The organism is Thalassospira sp. B30-1 (genome assembly GCF_015767575.1).
GTDB lineage: Bacteria > Pseudomonadota > Alphaproteobacteria > Rhodospirillales > Thalassospiraceae > Thalassospira > Thalassospira xiamenensis.
The window spans coordinates 2095756-2112527 of the sequence record NZ_CP065232.1 but is presented as its reverse complement, the minus strand read 5'-3'; the positions used below and the strand labels follow the sequence as shown (position 1 = coordinate 2112527).

The following is a 16772-nucleotide window of genomic DNA, read 5'->3' as shown; positions in this document are numbered from 1 at the left end:
TGAAGCATCGATTTGATGCGGATCGGACTGGCCCGACACAACAAGAACTTTCAACAGGGGACTTTTTATCTCGATATGAGCACAAACATACCCGCCCTAAAGGTCGAAGGGATGTTCAAAAGCTTTGGGGAGCATGAAGTCCTCAAAGGTATTGATCTGACCGCGAATACCGGTGACGTGATTTCGATCATCGGTTCGTCCGGTTCTGGCAAAAGTACCTTTTTGCGTTGTATCAACCTTCTTGAAACACCGAATTCCGGTGCCGTGCATGTCCACGGCGAACTGATCAAAATGCGCGGCCTGAAAGACGGAAGTCAGGAGCCCGCCGATAAGAAACAGCTTCAACGCATTCGCACCAAATTGGCCATGGTCTTTCAAAGCTTCAATCTTTGGAGCCATCTGACCATTCTTGAAAACGTGATCGAAGCACCGGTGCATGTTCTTGGCATTCCCAAAAAAGAAGCAATAGAACGTGCTGATGCACTGCTTCACAAAGTAGGGATGTATGAACGCCGCGACTATTATCCCGGCCATATTTCCGGCGGACAGCAACAACGCGCTGCCATTGCCCGTGCTTTGGCGATAGAGCCCGAAGTTCTGCTGTTTGACGAACCGACATCGGCTCTTGACCCCGAATTGGTTGGCGAGGTTCTGCACGTTATGACGGGCCTTGCCGAAGAAGGCCGAACCATGCTCGTTGTAACCCACGAGATGGGATTTGCCAAAGGCGTATCAAGCCACGTTATGTATCTTCATCAGGGACGGGTCGAAGAGTTTGGTGCCCCGAAAGAAGTTTTCGAAAATCCAAAATCAGAGCGCATGAAGCAATTCCTTCAGCGAGATTTCTGATCTGGAAAGGACGGTTCCCTTAAAGAACCTTCCGACAAGGACAGTGTCGACACGGCCTGTTCTCAACAACAAGGGAGACTATGAATGAAAAACTGGATCAAGGTTGCAACCGCTGCAGCCGTGGGTGTCGCACTGAGTGCATCGGCAGCAAGTGCAGCCTGGGAAAAAGTCGTCATCGCAACCGAAGGTGCATACCCTCCGTTCAACTATGTCGACAAAGACGGCAACCTGCAGGGATTTGATGTCGATTTCGCTGTAAAACTTTGCGAAACCGCTGGCATCGAATGCGAGATCGTAGCTCAGGATTGGGACGGGATCATTCCGGGGCTGCTGGCGAAAAAATATGATGCAATCATCGCCCAGATGTCGATCACCGAAGAGCGCAAACGTTCGATCGATTTCACCAACTATTACAGCACCACACCGGCTGTGTTTGTTGGCAAGGAAGGAATGTCTGTCACGGCATGGAAAGACGATGCTGTAGTTGAAGATGCGCTGGATGGTCTGGTCATTGGCGTTCAGCGTTCGACCACCCATTCGGCCTTCCTTGAAGACAATTTCCCGAATGCGGAAATTCGCATGTACGACACGCAGGACAACGCGCTGCTCGATCTGACAGCAGGTCGTATTGATGCGACGCTTGCTGATTCCGGCGTGCTGGTTGAATGGGTCAAATCGGATGCGGGCAAAGGCTATGCGTTTATTTCCGATACCTTTGCGCCTAAAGAATTCTTTGGCGAAGGTACTGGTATCGGTATCCGTAAAGAAGACCAGGAGCTGAAAGAGATCCTGAACAAGGCACTGGCAGAAATGCTTGCCAACGGTTCGTATCAGGAAATCAACAAAAAATACTTCGAAGAAATCAACCTGCACCCGAATTGATCGGAAGGCAGTTTAGGGCGGCACTTAATGTGCCGCCCTTCCTTATTGCCCCCATATTGGCGCGGCATGAAGGTTTGCAGGAGATAGCATGTTTGATTTATACGGCCGCGGTTGGCAGATGCTTGAAGGTGGACTTGTGACGGTCCAGCTTTGCCTGACCGTGCTACCATTCATGATTATTCTGGGTTTGCTGGGCGCATCGGCAAAGCTGTCGCGTTACAAGGCCCTTCGGATCATCGGGGAAAGTTATACCGTTATTATTCGCGGTATTCCCGAACTTCTGGTTATTTTATTGATCTATTTTGGCGGTACTATTGCCATTCAGAACCTCGCCGAACTGATCGGCGGTGAGGCGGTTCGCGTTGACATTCCTGCATTTTGGTCGGGGGTTGCTGCCCTTGCGCTTGTTCAGGGGGCCTTTGCATCCGAGGTATTCCGGGCTGCAATGCAGTCCATTCCACTTGGCCAGATAGAAGCGGCAACCGCATGCGGCATGACTCCTACGCAGATATTCATTCGCATCAAATTGCCGCAGCTCTGGCGTTTTGCCCTGCCCGGCCTTAACAATCTGTTTCAGGTTCTGATCAAGGATACGGCATTGATATCCGTCGTGGGCGTCGAGGAAATTCTGCGCAAGGCCGCGGTCGGTGCAGGTACAGAAAAAGCGCCCTTTACGTTTTATCTGGTCGCCATGGCAATGTTTCTGGCCTTTACCACCGTATCGCTATTTGTCTTCAATCGACTTGAAAAGCGGGCTTCCCGCGGCATTGCGAGGGCGTGATCGATGTTTGAAGATCTGATATACGTCCTTACCAAGTACGATGCATGGCTTTGGCAGGGCTTCCTTCTGACCCTGCAATTGCTTGTCGTTTCGGTTGTTTTTGGCACCTTGCTTGCCATTCCGCTTGCGATTGCGCGGGTGTCAAAGCTGATCTGGGTTCAGGCTCTTCCGTTTGCCTTTATTTATGTGTTTCGCGGCACGCCGCTAATTGCACAGCTGTTCATGATGTATTATGGCTGCGGGCAGTTGATCGCCAGCATTGATGGTATTCAGGATCACTGGTCCTGGACGTATCTGCGTGATCCTTACTGGTACTGTCTGTTGACGTTTGTTCTTAACACGGCGGCTTATATGGCCGAGATCATGCGTGGCGGCATCCAGAACGTTCCGAATGGCGAGATTGAGGCGGCGCGCGCGTGCGGAATGGCCCCCGCCACCATTTATCGCCGGATCATCTTCCCGCGTATGTGGCAGATTATCTGGCCCGCCTACACCAACGATGTAATTTTCACGCTTAAGGCAACGTCACTGGCGTCAACGGTGACAATGATGGAACTAACCGGAGCCGCGCGCAAAATTGTTGCTCGCACTGCATTGCCATATGAAGCCTTTATTTCGGCCGGTGTGATCTACCTGATCATTGTTTACGTTCTCACCTTTGGCTTCAAGGGGATCGAGAAGCACCTTCGCCGAAACGAAAAACGGAAAGAAAACAAATCCCTTCCGGCCAAAGCTGGCGGACATATTTGATCCAGCCTTTTGTGCCTGCCCCTCGAGCGAAGATAAGCATCGCTCGGGGCTACGCGCCCCAGCCAGCCAAGCAACCCAGTAGTTTGCAAGTGCTGTTGATAATGCCACCACCAACTCCCACAGGAATATCATGCAACAAGAACGCATTGAACTGATTCGCCCCCAAATGGGTACTGCCCGCGCGCTTACCGTCCGTCGCTACGGCACCCAAGGCAAAGGACCGAAAGCTTATCTTCAGGCAGCACTACATGCCGATGAACTACCCGGTGTTATCGCCCTGCACCATTTGGAAATTCTTCTGAAAACGGCCGAAGAAAACAACCAGATCAAGGGGGAAATCGTTGTTGTGCCATTCGCCAACCCGATCGGTTTCACCCAATATGTTGACATGAAGCCGCTTGGTCGCTTTGAAATGCGCACCGGCCAGAACTTCAACCGGCACTATCCTGACCTGTGCAAGGAACTTATTGCGGTTGTTGATGGGAAACTTGGTCAGGATCCCGATGCCAACGTCGAATGTGTGCGTGTCGAACTTCGCCGACTGATCAAAGAGCATCGCGTTAATGCCGGGCCCTTGACCGATCTTGAGGATTTGCGTCTGACGCTGGCGGAACTGGCAATTGATGCGGACTATGTTCTTGACCTGCATTGCGACTGGGAAGCTGCAATACACCTTTACACGAGCGATTCCAGCTGGCCTGATGCAGCAGACCTCTCTGCCCAAATTGGTGCGGAAGCATGTCTGATCGCCGAGGAAAGCGGTGCGAACCCGTTCGACGAAGCTTTCAGCCGCCCGTGGGTCGAACTGCGTCGTGTCTATGGTGACAAGTTCCCTATCCCAATGGCAACGCTCTCAACAACAATTGAATTGCGCGGCGAACAGGACGTTTATGATCACCTTGCCAGTCAGGATGCAAAGAACCTGTTTGCATTCCTGCAACGTCGTGGCGTTATCGCAGGTGATCCCGGCCCCCTGCCCCAGGCAAAATGCACGGCCACACCGCTTGCAGGTGTTGATCGCGTAACGGCAACCCATGGCGGGATGATCGTGTTTTCCGTCGATGCCGGTGTCCATGTAAAAGCAGGTCAGGAACTGGGCTATGTTCTTGATTGCGAAACAGGTGACAAAACACCGTTTTCCAGTCGTACAGACGGTTTCATGTACGCACGTGTCGGTGGGCGTCTTGTGGTCCCCGGCGGTTTGCTTTGCTCTGTCGCAGGGCCCAAAGCATTGCCTGGTCGCGAAGGGCTTCTTTTGACCGCACGTTGACCTTCTTTACGGGACGCGATAGCAAGAGTTCGGTATAATCCGTGCCGAATTCAACACTTCGCGTCCCGCGCGTTTTAAGGATATCGACATGTTCGACCCGAATTCCGTTTCAGAAGTCATTACATCTGCCAAAGCAGCAGCAAGAAGCGATGCGGAAACCGCGCGACTGGCCATTTCCGTTCTTGATCTGACCAGCCTGAATGACGATGACACGGTCGAAAAGATCGAAGTACTGTGTGACCGCGGACAAAGCCCGGCAGGGAATACCGCCGCTGTTTGTGTGTATGCCCCATTTATCGAAACCGCATGGCGGGCGCTGGGCCAAAGCGGTGTTAAAACTGCTACTGTTGTCAATTTCCCGGACGGTGGCACCAATGCGCAGCGCGTGGGCGACGAAACAGCAGACGCCGTTGCCAAGGGTGCGGACGAGGTTGATCTGGTTTTGCCTTACAAGGCTTTTCTCGCCGGGGATATCCAGACTGTCGTTGATGTTATTGAAGCAACCCGCATGGCTTGCGGTCCGATGACCACGATGAAGGTCATTCTTGAAAGCGGCGAATTTGACGATCTTTCCAAGGTCTATGATGCCGCCCGCCTTGCGATCAAACATGGTGCGAATTTCGTCAAAACCTCGACCGGGAAAGTGCCAGTTGGCGCGACGCCCGAGGCGGCGGTAGCAATGATTTCGGCCATTCGCGATGCCCGGGAGGAAGATGGTCTTGCTTGTGGTTTCAAGGCATCTGGCGGCGTCAAAACGACCGATGACGCAGCACTCTTTCTTGCCATAGCGGACGAGATCATGGGTGAAGGCTGGGCAGAGCCTGCAACGTTCCGCTTCGGTGCAAGCGGCGTCCTGACAGCCTTGTTGGAAACTTGCGGTATTGATCAGGCATCGGTACCCAGAACGACTGGCAACTACTGAGCATAATGACTATCTGCCAATCAATCCAAATGGCAGACACAGCTGAAGGAAGACGGAATGGCCCGCGCCATCATCATTGTTGCAGACAGTTTCGGTATCGGCGCAGCCCCAGATGCAGCCAAGTTTGGTGATCAGGGCTCAGACACCTTGGGTCACATTGCAGAAAACTGTGCTAATGGTCTGGCAGACAATGATATTCGTAAGGGAAAACTGAATATTCCCAACATGACCGCGTTAGGTCTCGGCGAAGCCGCCAGGGATGCAACCGGTCGTGTCCCACCGGGACTTGAACATGGTGGCGCGATGATTGGCGCCTATGGCCATGCCCAGGAACTGTCACGCGGTAAGGATACGCCAAGCGGCCATTGGGAAATTGCGGGTGTGCCCGTTGATTTTGATTGGGGCTATTTCCCGCTTGAAGTGCCGACCTTCCCCAGAGAATTGACCGATACGCTGATCAAGCAGGCAAAGTTGCCCGGTATTCTTGGCAATTGTCACGCATCTGGTACAACAATCATTGCCGAACTCGGGGAAGAACACATCAAAACCGGCATGCCGATTTGCTATACTTCGGCCGATAGCGTGTTTCAGATTGCCGCCCACGAAGAGCATTTTGGTCTGGATCGGTTGTACGAGGTTTGCGAGATCGCCTTTAAACTCGTTGAACCATATAATATTGGCCGTGTCATCGCCCGCCCGTTTGTCGGCTGCAGTCCGGCTGATTTCAAGCGAACGGCAAATCGTCGTGATATAGCGATCCCGCCGCATAGACCGACCCTACTGGATAAGTTTAGCGAGGCTGGCGGCACGGTCATCTCGGTGGGCAAAATTGCCGATATCTATGCGCAGCGCGGCATTTCAAAGAAGGTAAAGGCATCGGGTAATGTGGCCCTTTTTGATGCCATGATGACTGAAATTGATCAGGCGCCTGATAACAGCATCGTTTTCACCAATCTTGTCGATTTTGATATGGAGTTTGGTCATCGTCGCGATGTGCCGGGTTATGCCAATGCCCTTGAAGAGTTTGATACCCGCATTCCCGAACTGCGCGCGATTTTAAAGCCGGGCGACCTTGTCATCATCACCGCGGATCATGGCTGCGATCCAACTTGGCGCGGCAATGACCACACACGCGAATTCGTGCCGATTCTGGCATTCGGTCCAGCCATTCAACCCGGGCCGATTGGCATGCGTGACAGTTTTGCCGATATTGGCCAAACCGTTGCGGATCACCTTGGCATCGCGCCGCTGGCCGCGGGTACTTCGTTCCTGAATGGATAAAACATGAACTGGCAACCCGGTCATAGCAAAGCACCGATGGCGCCGATCCGTATCGAGGCGATCATCGATACCGTGTGTCCATGGTGTTACATCGGCAAGAAACGTTTGGAAAAGGCACTTGTCCGGGAAAAACTTGACCATATGCCAATTACCTGGCGTCCATTCCTTTTGAACCCCGATATGCCAACGGGCGGGATAGACCGGAAATTATATCTGTCGGCCAAATTTGGCGGCACTGAAAGTGCAACTCGGGTTTACAAGGCGATTGAGGCTGCGGGTGCGGCTGTCGGGATCGATTTCAATTTCGATGCCATTCGTCTGACGCCGGATTCAACAGATTCCCATCGCCTGATCTATAAAGTTTGCGCCGAACGCTCTGCTGTCGGGAATGATCTGGTTGAAGACCTGTTTACGGCTTACTTCCTTGATGGACGCGACATTGGTGATCTTGATGTTCTGGTTGAGATTGCCGTCACCCATGGTGAAGACAGAAACGAAATCCTTGATTACCTTGGGGGTGACATGGATCGCGAATTCGTATCGCAGGAAAACCGGGTTGCCCATCAAATGGGCGTAACCGGGGTCCCATGCTTCCTGTTTAATGGCCGCCATGCTCTTTCGGGCGCGCAGGAACCCGAAATCCTGCAACGCATGATCCGTCTGGCGCGTCAGGAAGAAACACCCATCTGACATGTATTCCGTCTGGGAATAAAAAAGGCAGGTCCTGAACGGGTACCTGCCTTTTTCGTTATGCTTTTGCAGCAATGTCGGCCAAGCGACGCATCAGGCGCTTTAAACCTTCCAATCGATCTGTCGGACCATCCCACCCCGCAGCATAAACGATCTTGTGATCCGGGCGCAAACGGGCCACGCCAACCTGTTGCTGGATAAAACCAACCAGACCGGCCGGGTTCGGGAATTCATTATTCCGAAGCGTGATAAGCGCCCCTTTGGGGCCGGCATCAAGTTTTTCAACATTGGATGTACGGCACCATTGTTTGATCGTGACCACGTCCAAAAGGTTTTCGACCTCTTTTGGCAGCTTGCCAAACCGGTCGATCATCTCTGCCGCAAATTGATCGACTTCCTCGCGGGAACGCAGTTCCGAAATACGACGATACAGGCCAAGCCGCACGCCAAGATCGGGCACATAACGATCCGGTATCAGCACCGGCATTCCGACATTGATCTGCGGAACGAAGGATGCCGCATCATCTGCCTCGATTTCGCCCTTGGCCTCGGCCACGGCTTCTTCGATCATCTGCTGATAAAGTTCGATCCCGACTTCCTTGATATGACCGGATTGTTCCTCGCCAAGCAGGTTCCCTGCCCCGCGTATATCAAGGTCATGGCTGGCAAGATTGAAACCGGCACCAAGACTGTCAAGCGTCTGCATGACTTCAAGTCGCTTTAATGCAGTTGCTGTAAGCTTCTTGCCATTTGGCAATGTCAGATAGGCATAGGCACGCTGTTTTGATCGACCGATACGCCCGCGCAACTGATAAAGCTGCGCCAAACCAAACATGTCGGCGCGATGTATGATCATGGTATTGGCGTTCGGAACATCGATGCCGGACTCGATAATATTGGTCGCAAGCAACAGATCAAATTTGCGATCAGTGAAATCGGTCATCACCTGTTCAAGGTCACGAGGCCCCATCTGGCCATGTGCAACGTCAAACTTGATTTCAGGCACAAGTGTTTCAAGTTCCTTGGCAACCCGTCCAAGTTCATTGACCCGTGGGCAGACATAGAAGATTTGCCCGCCACGATGACGTTCACGCAATATCGCTTCGCGCACGACAACCGGATCATATGGCGTGATATAAGTCCGAACAGCAAGACGGTCGACCGGCGGGGTTGCAATAATCGAAAGTTCTTTTACCCCGGTCAGTGCAAGCTGCAATGTGCGTGGGATCGGCGTCGCTGTTAATGTCAGCACATGGACATCGGTTTTAAGCTCTTTCAGGCGTTCCTTATGCTTGACGCCGAAATGCTGCTCTTCATCGATGATCAGAAGCCCAAGATCTTTGAACTTTACACCGTTACCCAAAAGCGCGTGTGTCCCACACACGATGTCTACATGCCCGCTTTCAAGGTTGTCCTTGACCAGCTTGGCATTCTTGCCGGTCACCAGACGCGACAGTTGCTCTACCCGCACCGGAAGCCCGTCAAAGCGCTGCTTGAAGGTCAGGTAATGCTGACGGCATAGCAATGTGGTCGGTGCAACAATCGCAACCTGTTTGCCCGACATTACGGCGGCAAAGGCTGCGCGCAATGCGACCTCTGTTTTGCCAAAGCCAACGTCCCCGCATACAAGACGATCCATCGGCTTTCCTGCGGCCAGATCGTCAAGCGTATCGCGAATGGCACGTGCCTGATCTTCGGTTTCAGCAAACGGGAAGCTTGCACAGAATTCGTCATAACTTCCCTCGGGGGCGGTCAAGGCCGCCCCTTTGCGCAGATGGCGTTCGGCGGCAACCTTTATCAGCTTGCCTGCCATATCGCGAATGCGCTCGCGCAATTTGGCCTTGCGGGCCTGCCAGGCGACGCCGCCAAGTTTATCAAGGATCGACAGCCCCTCGTCCGAGCCATAGCGCGATAGAACTTCGATATTCTCAACCGGAACAAAAAGCTTGTCGCCGCCATCATATTCCAGTTCCAGACAATCGTGAGGCGCACCACCCGCCGTAACGGTCCGAAGACCAAGATAACGACCGATCCCGTGGTCAAGATGGACGACAAGGTCCCCCTCTGAAATCTCGGATGCCTCACGCAGGAAGTTTTCAGCCTTGCGACGTCGTCCGCCTGGACGGCTCATACGATCGCCAAGAATATCCTGTTCCGAAAGTATCCAAAGACCTTCACGGCGGAACCCGTGTTCAAGATCGAGAATAACAACAGCAAGCTGTTCTGGCGTCAGATCGTCCGTAACATCTTCCCAGCATTCTGCCGTAACAACCTTTGCAACACCATGTTCGCGCAGAACCGAAACCATACGGTCACGTGATCCATCGGAATAAGCTGCGATAACAACCTGTTGATTCTTTCCACGTTGGGCGACGATGAAATCACGCAATTCATCATAAAGATTGGTATCGGCCCGTGCCCGAACATCACCAAAGTCGCGCCCAGGACGCGCCCCCATGTCAAAAACGGCACGCTCAGCACTTTCTTCTTCGTAGTAAGGTGAAAGTTCTAGAACCGTGCGATCATTCAGCATCCGGTCAAATTCGGCCTGATCAAGGTAAAGCCGCTCGGGCGGCACAGGTTTATAAACATTGTCCCCCGAAAGCCCGCCGCCCTTTATATTCAGGCGTGCCTGATAATAATCGTCAATCATCTCAAGGCGGTTTTCGATGACCTCGCCATATTGATGATCAAGGCTGACCATTACACCCGGAAGATAGGCAAATACAGTGTCCATACCGTCGTGGAACAACGGCAGCCAATGCTCCATGCCACCATATTTCAAGCCGTTACTGATCGATTCATAAAGTGGATCAGTTTGCGATACGACGCCAAAAAGTTCGCGATATCCGCTGCGGAACCGGGAAATGCTTTCGTGATCCAGAAACACTTCGCCAACGGGCAGAAGGGCGATTTCGTTGATCCGTCCGACCGTGCGCTGGGTTTCAACGTCAAACCGGCGAATGCTTTCGATCTCGTCACCAAAGAAATCAAGTCGCACAGGCTCTTTCATACCCGGCGCAAAGATATCAACAATATCGCCGCGAACCGCGTAATCACCGGGCTCCATAACCTGTTCGGCACGGTTATAGCCCATCCGATCAAAATAGCCGGTCAGATCGGCGCGCGAATGCTCCTGTCCTGATTTAAAGGTCAGTTTGCCATCGCGCATAACATCTACCCGCGGGACGCGCTGCATGACTGCCGCTGCTGTTGCCAGAACGATACGTCCCTGCCCGCTGGCCGGTTTGATATCCTCAGCCAGTGTCGTCAATGTTTCAACCCTGCGTGCCGTTACTTCGGCAATCGGTGAAACCCGGTCATAGGGCAAGCAATCCCACGCCGGCAAGGTTAAGACTTCGACCTCGCCCGCAAAGAAAGCAAGTGCCTCGGCAAGCTGGGCCATGCGTTTGTCATCGCGCACGATATGCAGGATTGTGGCGTCGTTTGCCAATGCATCCAGCAATTCGCGCAACAATAAAGCGTCGGCACCCTCGGGAACGCCACACAGCCGCTTGCGACCTTTTGTTGAAATGATTTCTTTTAATTTATTCAATTTCTTATCTGGCGTTGCTAAGTTCCTGAATCATGTGCAGCACGTCGGTATCATATTCCTCCGGTGCCTGCTCTTTGCCCGTTGCCCACTTAAAGAAATCGGCATCGGGAACATCATTCATCAGGATTTCAAAACGTTCGAGCTGTTCTTCTGACAGGGTGGCAAGGTGCGCCTCCATGAAACGACCGATCAGGATATCGTTTTCCTTGGTACCGCGATGGCCGCCGCGAAACAGCAATTTCTTGCGTCGGACTTCAAGTTCTTTGCTGTCGATACTCACGTTCATCTCCTGTCTTTTCTGATCACTGTGCATCGGCATAAAACCAAAGGCACAGTTTGTCTTTTGTGGCATGGTTTGTACGGTAAATTCGCCAATTGGTCCATGCTGTCATCCATCCAATTTGCATTGGCTCGTGACTTGTCGGTTGTCGCACGATAATTTTGTTGTATACCCAGCACCTAAACCGATTTGTTCTATTAACGTTCTTATCCGAAAACACAACGAAACCGTCATGCGCCCGGAAATATTGTTCCCGCTTTTTGCTGAAATCGACAGCCTGCCCGGCATTGGTCCGCGCCTGAAGCCTTTGCTTGCGCGGTTGATCGGCGGCGAACATGTGGTCGATTTGCTGTGGCATCTGCCATCGGGGCTGATTGATCGACGTTTTTCTCCGCCTCTAACAGAAACAATTGATGGATCGATTGTTACGCTGGATGTCTGGATCGAACGCCATGATGCACCGCCAAATCGGCGCCGCCCGTATCGGGTCATTTGCAAAACTCAAAGTGGCCCTCTGGTTTTGGCATTTTTCAATGCCAGGGCCAAATATCTGAACGAAGTTCTGCCGGTTGGTGAAAAGCGTATCATCTCGGGCAAAATTGATCATTATCGCGGTGAATACCAGATCACCCATCCTGACCGAATTGGTACCGAGGCCGAGCGTGATGAAATTCAAACCGTGGAGCCTGTGTACCCGATGTCAGCTGGTGTCACGGGTAAAACTCTTACCAAATCAACTCGTGCGGCTCTTGCGATGGTACCGGAGCTCCCGGAATGGCATGACCCCGCCCTACAGGCACGGCACAAATGGCCTGATCTGAAGTCCGCCCTGCATCAGGTTCATAACCCTGAAAATGATGGCGACCTGTCACCTGACCACCCTGCCCGCAAACGACTTGCCTATGACGAACTGCTGGCAAACCAGCTTGCCCTTGCGCTTATTCGAGCAAAGATGCGGAAGCTGGGCGGACGAGCAACAAACGGTGATGGCCGTTTGCGCAAGGCACTTGAAGCAGAACTTCCCTTTGCCATGACAGGTGCGCAGCAACGCGCACTGAAAGACATTTACGAAGACATGGGTGGCAACGGACGCATGCTACGCCTGCTTCAGGGGGATGTTGGCTCGGGAAAAACGGTTGTCGCCCTGATGGCCATGCTGAATGCAATCGAAACAGGCAGTCAGGCTGCTTTGATGGCGCCGACTGAAATTCTTGCCCGTCAGCATTTTGAAACGATCACCCCGCTTCTTGAAAAGATCGGTGTGACCTGCGCAATCCTGACGGGTCGTAATAAAGGCAAAAGTCGTAAAGCTGCGCTCGAAGGTTTTGCAGATGGCACTTTTCAGATTGCCGTTGGTACACATGCACTGTTTCAGGAAGACGTGAAATTCCGCAATCTGGCTTTCGCCGTTGTCGATGAACAACATCGATTTGGCGTCCATCAACGTTTGATGCTGGCTGGCAAGGGACAGGCTGTCGACGTCCTGGTCATGACGGCAACACCTATCCCCAGAACCCTGACCCTAACGGCCTTTGGAGATATGGAAGTATCGCGATTGGATGAAAAACCACCAGGAAGAAAGCCCGTTGATACACGTGTCCTACCCGCTGACAAAGCGGATGACGTGATATCAGGCATCGGGCGCGCCATGCGCACCGGGACCAAGATTTACTGGGTGTGCCCGTTGGTCGAGGATTCCGAAATCCTTGACCTGCAGGCAGCAGAAGAACGTTATCGCATTCTGGTCGAACTTTTTGGCGAAAGTCGTGTCGGGCTTATCCACGGCAAAATGAAAGCCAAGGACAAGGACACCGTGATGGAACGCTTCGCCCACGGTGATCTGTCAATTCTTGTCGCAACCACCGTGATTGAGGTTGGTGTCAACGTCCCGGAAGCGACAATCATGGTCATAGAACATGCTGAACGTTTTGGGTTGGCACAGCTGCATCAGCTACGCGGACGGATCGGACGTGGAGACGCGGCATCAACCTGTCTGCTGCTTTACGGTTCACCATTAGGCGAAATTTCAAAAGCTCGCCTGAAAATCATGCGCGAAACCGAAGACGGTTTTATCATTGCCGAAGAAGACCTTCGTTTGAGAGGCGCTGGCGAAGTATTGGGCACCCGGCAAAGCGGTTTGCAAGCCTATCGCCTAGCCAGTCTCGAGATGCATGGGGATTTGCTTGCAATTGCACGTGATGATGCCCGACTGATTGTCGAACTTGATCCCGATCTGCAAAAGCCGCGCGGCGAGGCATTGCGGTTGTTGCTGTATCTTTTCGAGCGCGACGAAGCCGTTCGCTATTTCCGGTCCGGCTAAAAAACAAGGGCGCTTGCAAATTGCGGTGCCCTTGTTTTTTGTTTTCCATTAAACCGCTTTACGCATCCTCGCGGCTTTTGTCATCGGTATTCTCGTTCCCCGGTTCGGGATGTTTGGAAACCAGAACCGGTATGTTTTCTTTTTCACGCAAAACATCTACGTCTTCGTATGTCTTTGCGGAAACACGCGGCTTGGCCTGAAGTTCAGCACTGCGACGATCAGTTGGTGTAACAATCCCGCCTGACATAACCATTTTGATCGCCTCTTCGACCGTCATATCAAGGATCACGATATCCCGGCGTGGCACGAACAAAAGGAACCCCGATGTCGGGTTTGGTGTGGTTGGCAAAAAGATATTGATAACCGTATCTTCCGTCAGGTTCTGCACTTCACCCTTTGTCTCGCCGGTAATAAAGCCAATAGCCCACATGCCGCGGCGCGGATATTCCAGCAAAACAGCCTGACGGAATGCATTTGACTGATTGGCCAGCACCGTTTCAAGTATCTGTTTGACCGCGCCATAAATGCTGCGAACCGCAGGAATACGCGCCAGAATACGTTCATAAAGCTTGATCAGCGCGCGTCCGGCAAAGTTGGTGGTGAACCAGCCGACAACCGTAATGAAAATCAGGATCACCAACAAACCAAATCCCGGGATACCGTATTCCTGATAACCTTCGGGCAGGTAATAGACCGGGTTGTAATGCCCCGGAATTAGCGGCATGACCTTACTGTCGACGAATTCTATAAACCACCATGCCAGACCAAATGTTATAACAAGTGGCGCACTGACGAGAACGCCTGTCAGAAAATAGGCACGCACACGGGCAAAAAAGCCCGGACTGGGAAGGGCATGTCCGGCGTTTTCGCTATCCGAATCATGTTGGTTATCGTGATTGGCGGTCATTGATCACCTGTGAAGAGACATCGCATTACATCTTTTGACCTGTAATACATATTTGCATTCACCATTTGTCATTAACAGTATGGCAATGCTGCGACTATTAAGCTGGAAAGTTCCTATTTATAGAGTGATAGCAGCATTCAAGTTTGTGGCGCAACCAAACAAAACAGGCGGCATCAACCGCCATTGAAAAGGAGTTGTTTTGCAGGTCTGGATTGTTGAATACATATACGATGATAATGGCTCTGTCGGTATCCGCACAGCGAAGGTAACAGCGCCCGATTATAAAACTGCACGTCAATTTGCCCTGGGTGACGCGCCAGCAGTCGATTTCGTGATGTCTTTGCGTCCGGAATCCGAAGATCAGTTTCTTGGCCGACCTGCCATAAGGGCGCGGGAAATGACAGGAAAAGTCGCCCATGACGTTCCTGATCCGGATGAAGACATAGAAGATGAGGATGATGTCTGATATAGACGATAAGCGAGATTACCTTGCCAGACCGATCATCGGAGTTGGTGCTGTTATTTGGAATGACGAAAATGTTTTACTGATCAAACGGGGCAAGGCGCCAAGTAAAGGCAGTTGGAGCATTCCCGGCGGCGCACAGGAGCTTGGTGAAACATTGCGTGATGCGGTTCGGCGGGAAGTCCTGGAGGAAGCCGGTATCATCGTATCAACCCCGGTTCTGATTGATACAGTCGACCTGATCACGCCAGATGGCAATGGGCAGGTTCAATATCACTATACCCTGATCGACTTTGTCGCCGAAGCACAAGAAACCGATTTAAAGACTGGCGGCGATGCTGCCGATGCCCGCTGGGTGCCTTTCGTGCAGCTTGATGACTACAGGCTTTGGGACAAAACCAAAGACATCATTACCCGCTCGCGCGCTTTACGTAGGTAAATTCAACCCTCACGAAAACAAAAAGGCGACATCAGAAGATGCCGCCTTTTGATCGATTAGTGGAAATCTGATCACGCTGCAGCATGCTGCGTCAGAACAGATTCCTGAATTTTTTTGAATGCGCGCGCCTCAAGCTGACGAACACGTTCGCGACTTACGCCAAAGCGTTCGCCAAGTTTTTCAAGCGTAATCGGATCATCACTCAGGAAACGGGCTTCGATAATCTCACGCTCACGCTCTGGCAACTCACCCATCGCGCTTTTCAGCATGTCGTTATGTAAAACACGCTCCTCGGCATCTGCAACGATGCTTTCCGGGCTTGGTGCATCAGACGACAGAGTATCAAGATACTCCATGCCTTCGTCTTTCGGCATTGGTGTGTTAAGCGAGAAATCACGCGCTGCAAGGCGACGGTTCATTTCAAGCGCTTCTTTACCGGTCACGCCAAGCTTCTCGGCAACGGCATCTGCCTGTTCGGGTGACAGTTCGCCATTGTCATAGATGTTAAGCTGCTTTTTGGCTTTACGAAGGCTGAAGAACAGCTTTTTCTGCGCTGCCATGGTGCCAAGTTTCACCATCGACCAACTGTGAAGGATATATTCGGTCACTGCCGCCTTGATCCACCACATTGCATAGGTCGACAGACGGAAACCACGTTCCGGATCGAATTTTTGAACAGCCCGCATAAGGCCAGTATTGCCCTCGGCCACCAGATCAGCCATTGGAAGGCCATAGCCCCGATAGCCGAACGCAATTTTCGCAACAAGACGCAAGTGACTTGTGACCAGCTTGTGAGCTGCATCCGTGTCGTCATGCTCGTGATAGCGGCGTGCAAGCATATATTCTTCGTCTACGCTGAGCATCGGAAACTTCCAGACCTGTCTCAGGTAACCGGAGAAACCGTCGTCCTGCGGTACTGCAGGTAATTTAATCGTGCTCATATCATGTCCTCCAGAGAGGTTTACGCACCACGCCTGACAATTCTTCCTACGAATTCAAACAGACTTTAGATGACGCGCAAACACTGTCAGTTGTGACTTAAATCACGTGGACGACCGGCATTCATTTTGGGAAATGGTTTCGTCCGGTCGCAATTTCATCCCATAGGCCCTATGGGAGAGGACAGCAGACGCAAAGATAACGTATATTCATCGTGTCTCTTCCTTCCTCGAAGCAAATCGACAATTTACATGTCCGCCATTAGGCCGGAACATCATCCGGCGGTGCCATTGGGCCCCCACCCGCAAAAGTTAATATACCTAAATCCGACTAAATTCGTCAAGATAAACCTGACTGGATTTCAGCTATATTTAACTTTCAATATCAGTATTTTACATAATTTACCCGATAAACGCAGTCGGGAATTATCAATACCAATATCT

General features: G+C 52.0%; 15 protein-coding genes. 11 read left to right on the top strand and 4 right to left on the bottom strand.

Annotated elements, in window-relative coordinates; translation table 11 throughout:
• Window positions 1–87: 87 nt before the first annotated feature.
• From IT971_RS10230 to IT971_RS10195, 8 genes are all read left to right on the top strand, one after another.
• Window positions 88–849: an ATP-binding cassette domain-containing protein gene (locus tag IT971_RS10230; RefSeq protein ID WP_199486234.1), complete on the top strand. Its 762-nt coding sequence runs from the start codon at window positions 88–90 to the stop codon at window positions 847–849.
• An 84-nt stretch (window positions 850–933) separates the two neighbouring features.
• The gene (locus tag IT971_RS10225; RefSeq protein ID WP_063094154.1) at window positions 934–1731 is read left to right on the top strand and encodes a lysine/arginine/ornithine ABC transporter substrate-binding protein; all 798 of its coding nucleotides are present in this window, start codon (window positions 934–936) and stop codon (window positions 1729–1731) included.
• 88 nt (window positions 1732–1819) lie between these two features.
• On the top strand, window positions 1820–2512 hold the full coding sequence (locus IT971_RS10220) for an ABC transporter permease (RefSeq protein WP_037992577.1): 693 nt from the start codon (window positions 1820–1822) through the stop codon (window positions 2510–2512).
• A 3-nt stretch (window positions 2513–2515) separates the two neighbouring features.
• The gene (locus tag IT971_RS10215) at window positions 2516–3262 is read left to right on the top strand and encodes an ABC transporter permease (protein WP_063094152.1); all 747 of its coding nucleotides are present in this window, start codon (window positions 2516–2518) and stop codon (window positions 3260–3262) included.
• Window positions 3263–3392: 130 nt separating this feature from the next.
• Window positions 3393–4532, top strand: a complete 1140-nt coding sequence (locus tag IT971_RS10210) for a succinylglutamate desuccinylase/aspartoacylase family protein (RefSeq protein ID WP_063094151.1) — start codon at window positions 3393–3395, stop codon at window positions 4530–4532.
• 88 nt (window positions 4533–4620) lie between these two features.
• A complete protein-coding gene (gene deoC / locus IT971_RS10205; RefSeq protein ID WP_063094149.1) occupies window positions 4621–5454 on the top strand; it encodes a deoxyribose-phosphate aldolase in 834 nt (277 codons plus the stop codon).
• 57 nt (window positions 5455–5511) lie between these two features.
• Window positions 5512–6735, top strand: a complete 1224-nt coding sequence (locus tag IT971_RS10200; protein ID WP_063094147.1) for a phosphopentomutase — start codon at window positions 5512–5514, stop codon at window positions 6733–6735.
• A gap of 3 nt (window positions 6736–6738) precedes the next feature.
• The gene (locus tag IT971_RS10195) at window positions 6739–7425 is read left to right on the top strand and encodes a DsbA family oxidoreductase (RefSeq protein WP_063094145.1); all 687 of its coding nucleotides are present in this window, start codon (window positions 6739–6741) and stop codon (window positions 7423–7425) included.
• A 58-nt stretch (window positions 7426–7483) separates the two neighbouring features.
• On the opposite strand, the gene mfd is transcribed toward IT971_RS10195, so the two are convergent.
• Both mfd and IT971_RS10185 read right to left on the bottom strand, forming a co-directional pair.
• Entirely contained in the window at window positions 7484–10981 is a 3498-nt protein-coding gene (mfd, locus tag IT971_RS10190; protein WP_063094143.1) for a transcription-repair coupling factor, read from the bottom strand.
• Between the two features lie 4 nt (window positions 10982–10985).
• On the bottom strand, window positions 10986–11267 hold the full coding sequence (locus tag IT971_RS10185) for a succinate dehydrogenase assembly factor 2 (protein ID WP_063094141.1): 282 nt from the start codon (window positions 11265–11267) through the stop codon (window positions 10986–10988).
• 226 nt (window positions 11268–11493) lie between these two features.
• On the opposite strand from IT971_RS10185, the gene recG reads away from it, so the two are divergent.
• Window positions 11494–13581, top strand: coding sequence for an ATP-dependent DNA helicase RecG (recG, locus tag IT971_RS10180; RefSeq protein WP_063094139.1), 2088 nt, complete (start codon window positions 11494–11496; stop codon window positions 13579–13581).
• 58 nt (window positions 13582–13639) lie between these two features.
• Here recG and IT971_RS10175 read toward each other — a convergent pair whose 3' ends face one another.
• Window positions 13640–14488: a DUF502 domain-containing protein gene (locus tag IT971_RS10175; protein WP_007089586.1), complete on the bottom strand. Its 849-nt coding sequence runs from the start codon at window positions 14486–14488 to the stop codon at window positions 13640–13642.
• Between the two features lie 199 nt (window positions 14489–14687).
• Between IT971_RS10175 and IT971_RS10170 the strand changes: the two genes are divergently transcribed.
• Together IT971_RS10170 and IT971_RS10165 are read left to right on the top strand one after the other, a co-directional pair.
• Window positions 14688–14954, top strand: a complete 267-nt coding sequence (locus IT971_RS10170) for a hypothetical protein (RefSeq protein ID WP_063094137.1) — start codon at window positions 14688–14690, stop codon at window positions 14952–14954.
• Window positions 14944–15390, top strand: a complete 447-nt coding sequence (locus IT971_RS10165; RefSeq protein WP_007089588.1) for an NUDIX hydrolase — start codon at window positions 14944–14946, stop codon at window positions 15388–15390. The genes IT971_RS10170 and IT971_RS10165 overlap by 11 nt, the downstream gene beginning before the upstream one ends.
• 71 nt (window positions 15391–15461) lie before the next feature.
• On the opposite strand, the gene rpoH is transcribed toward IT971_RS10165, so the two are convergent.
• Window positions 15462–16331 (bottom strand): RNA polymerase sigma factor RpoH, encoded by an 870-nt coding sequence (gene rpoH / locus IT971_RS10160; protein WP_037992565.1) that lies wholly within the window; start codon window positions 16329–16331, stop codon window positions 15462–15464.
• Between the last annotated feature and the right edge of the window lie 441 nt (window positions 16332–16772).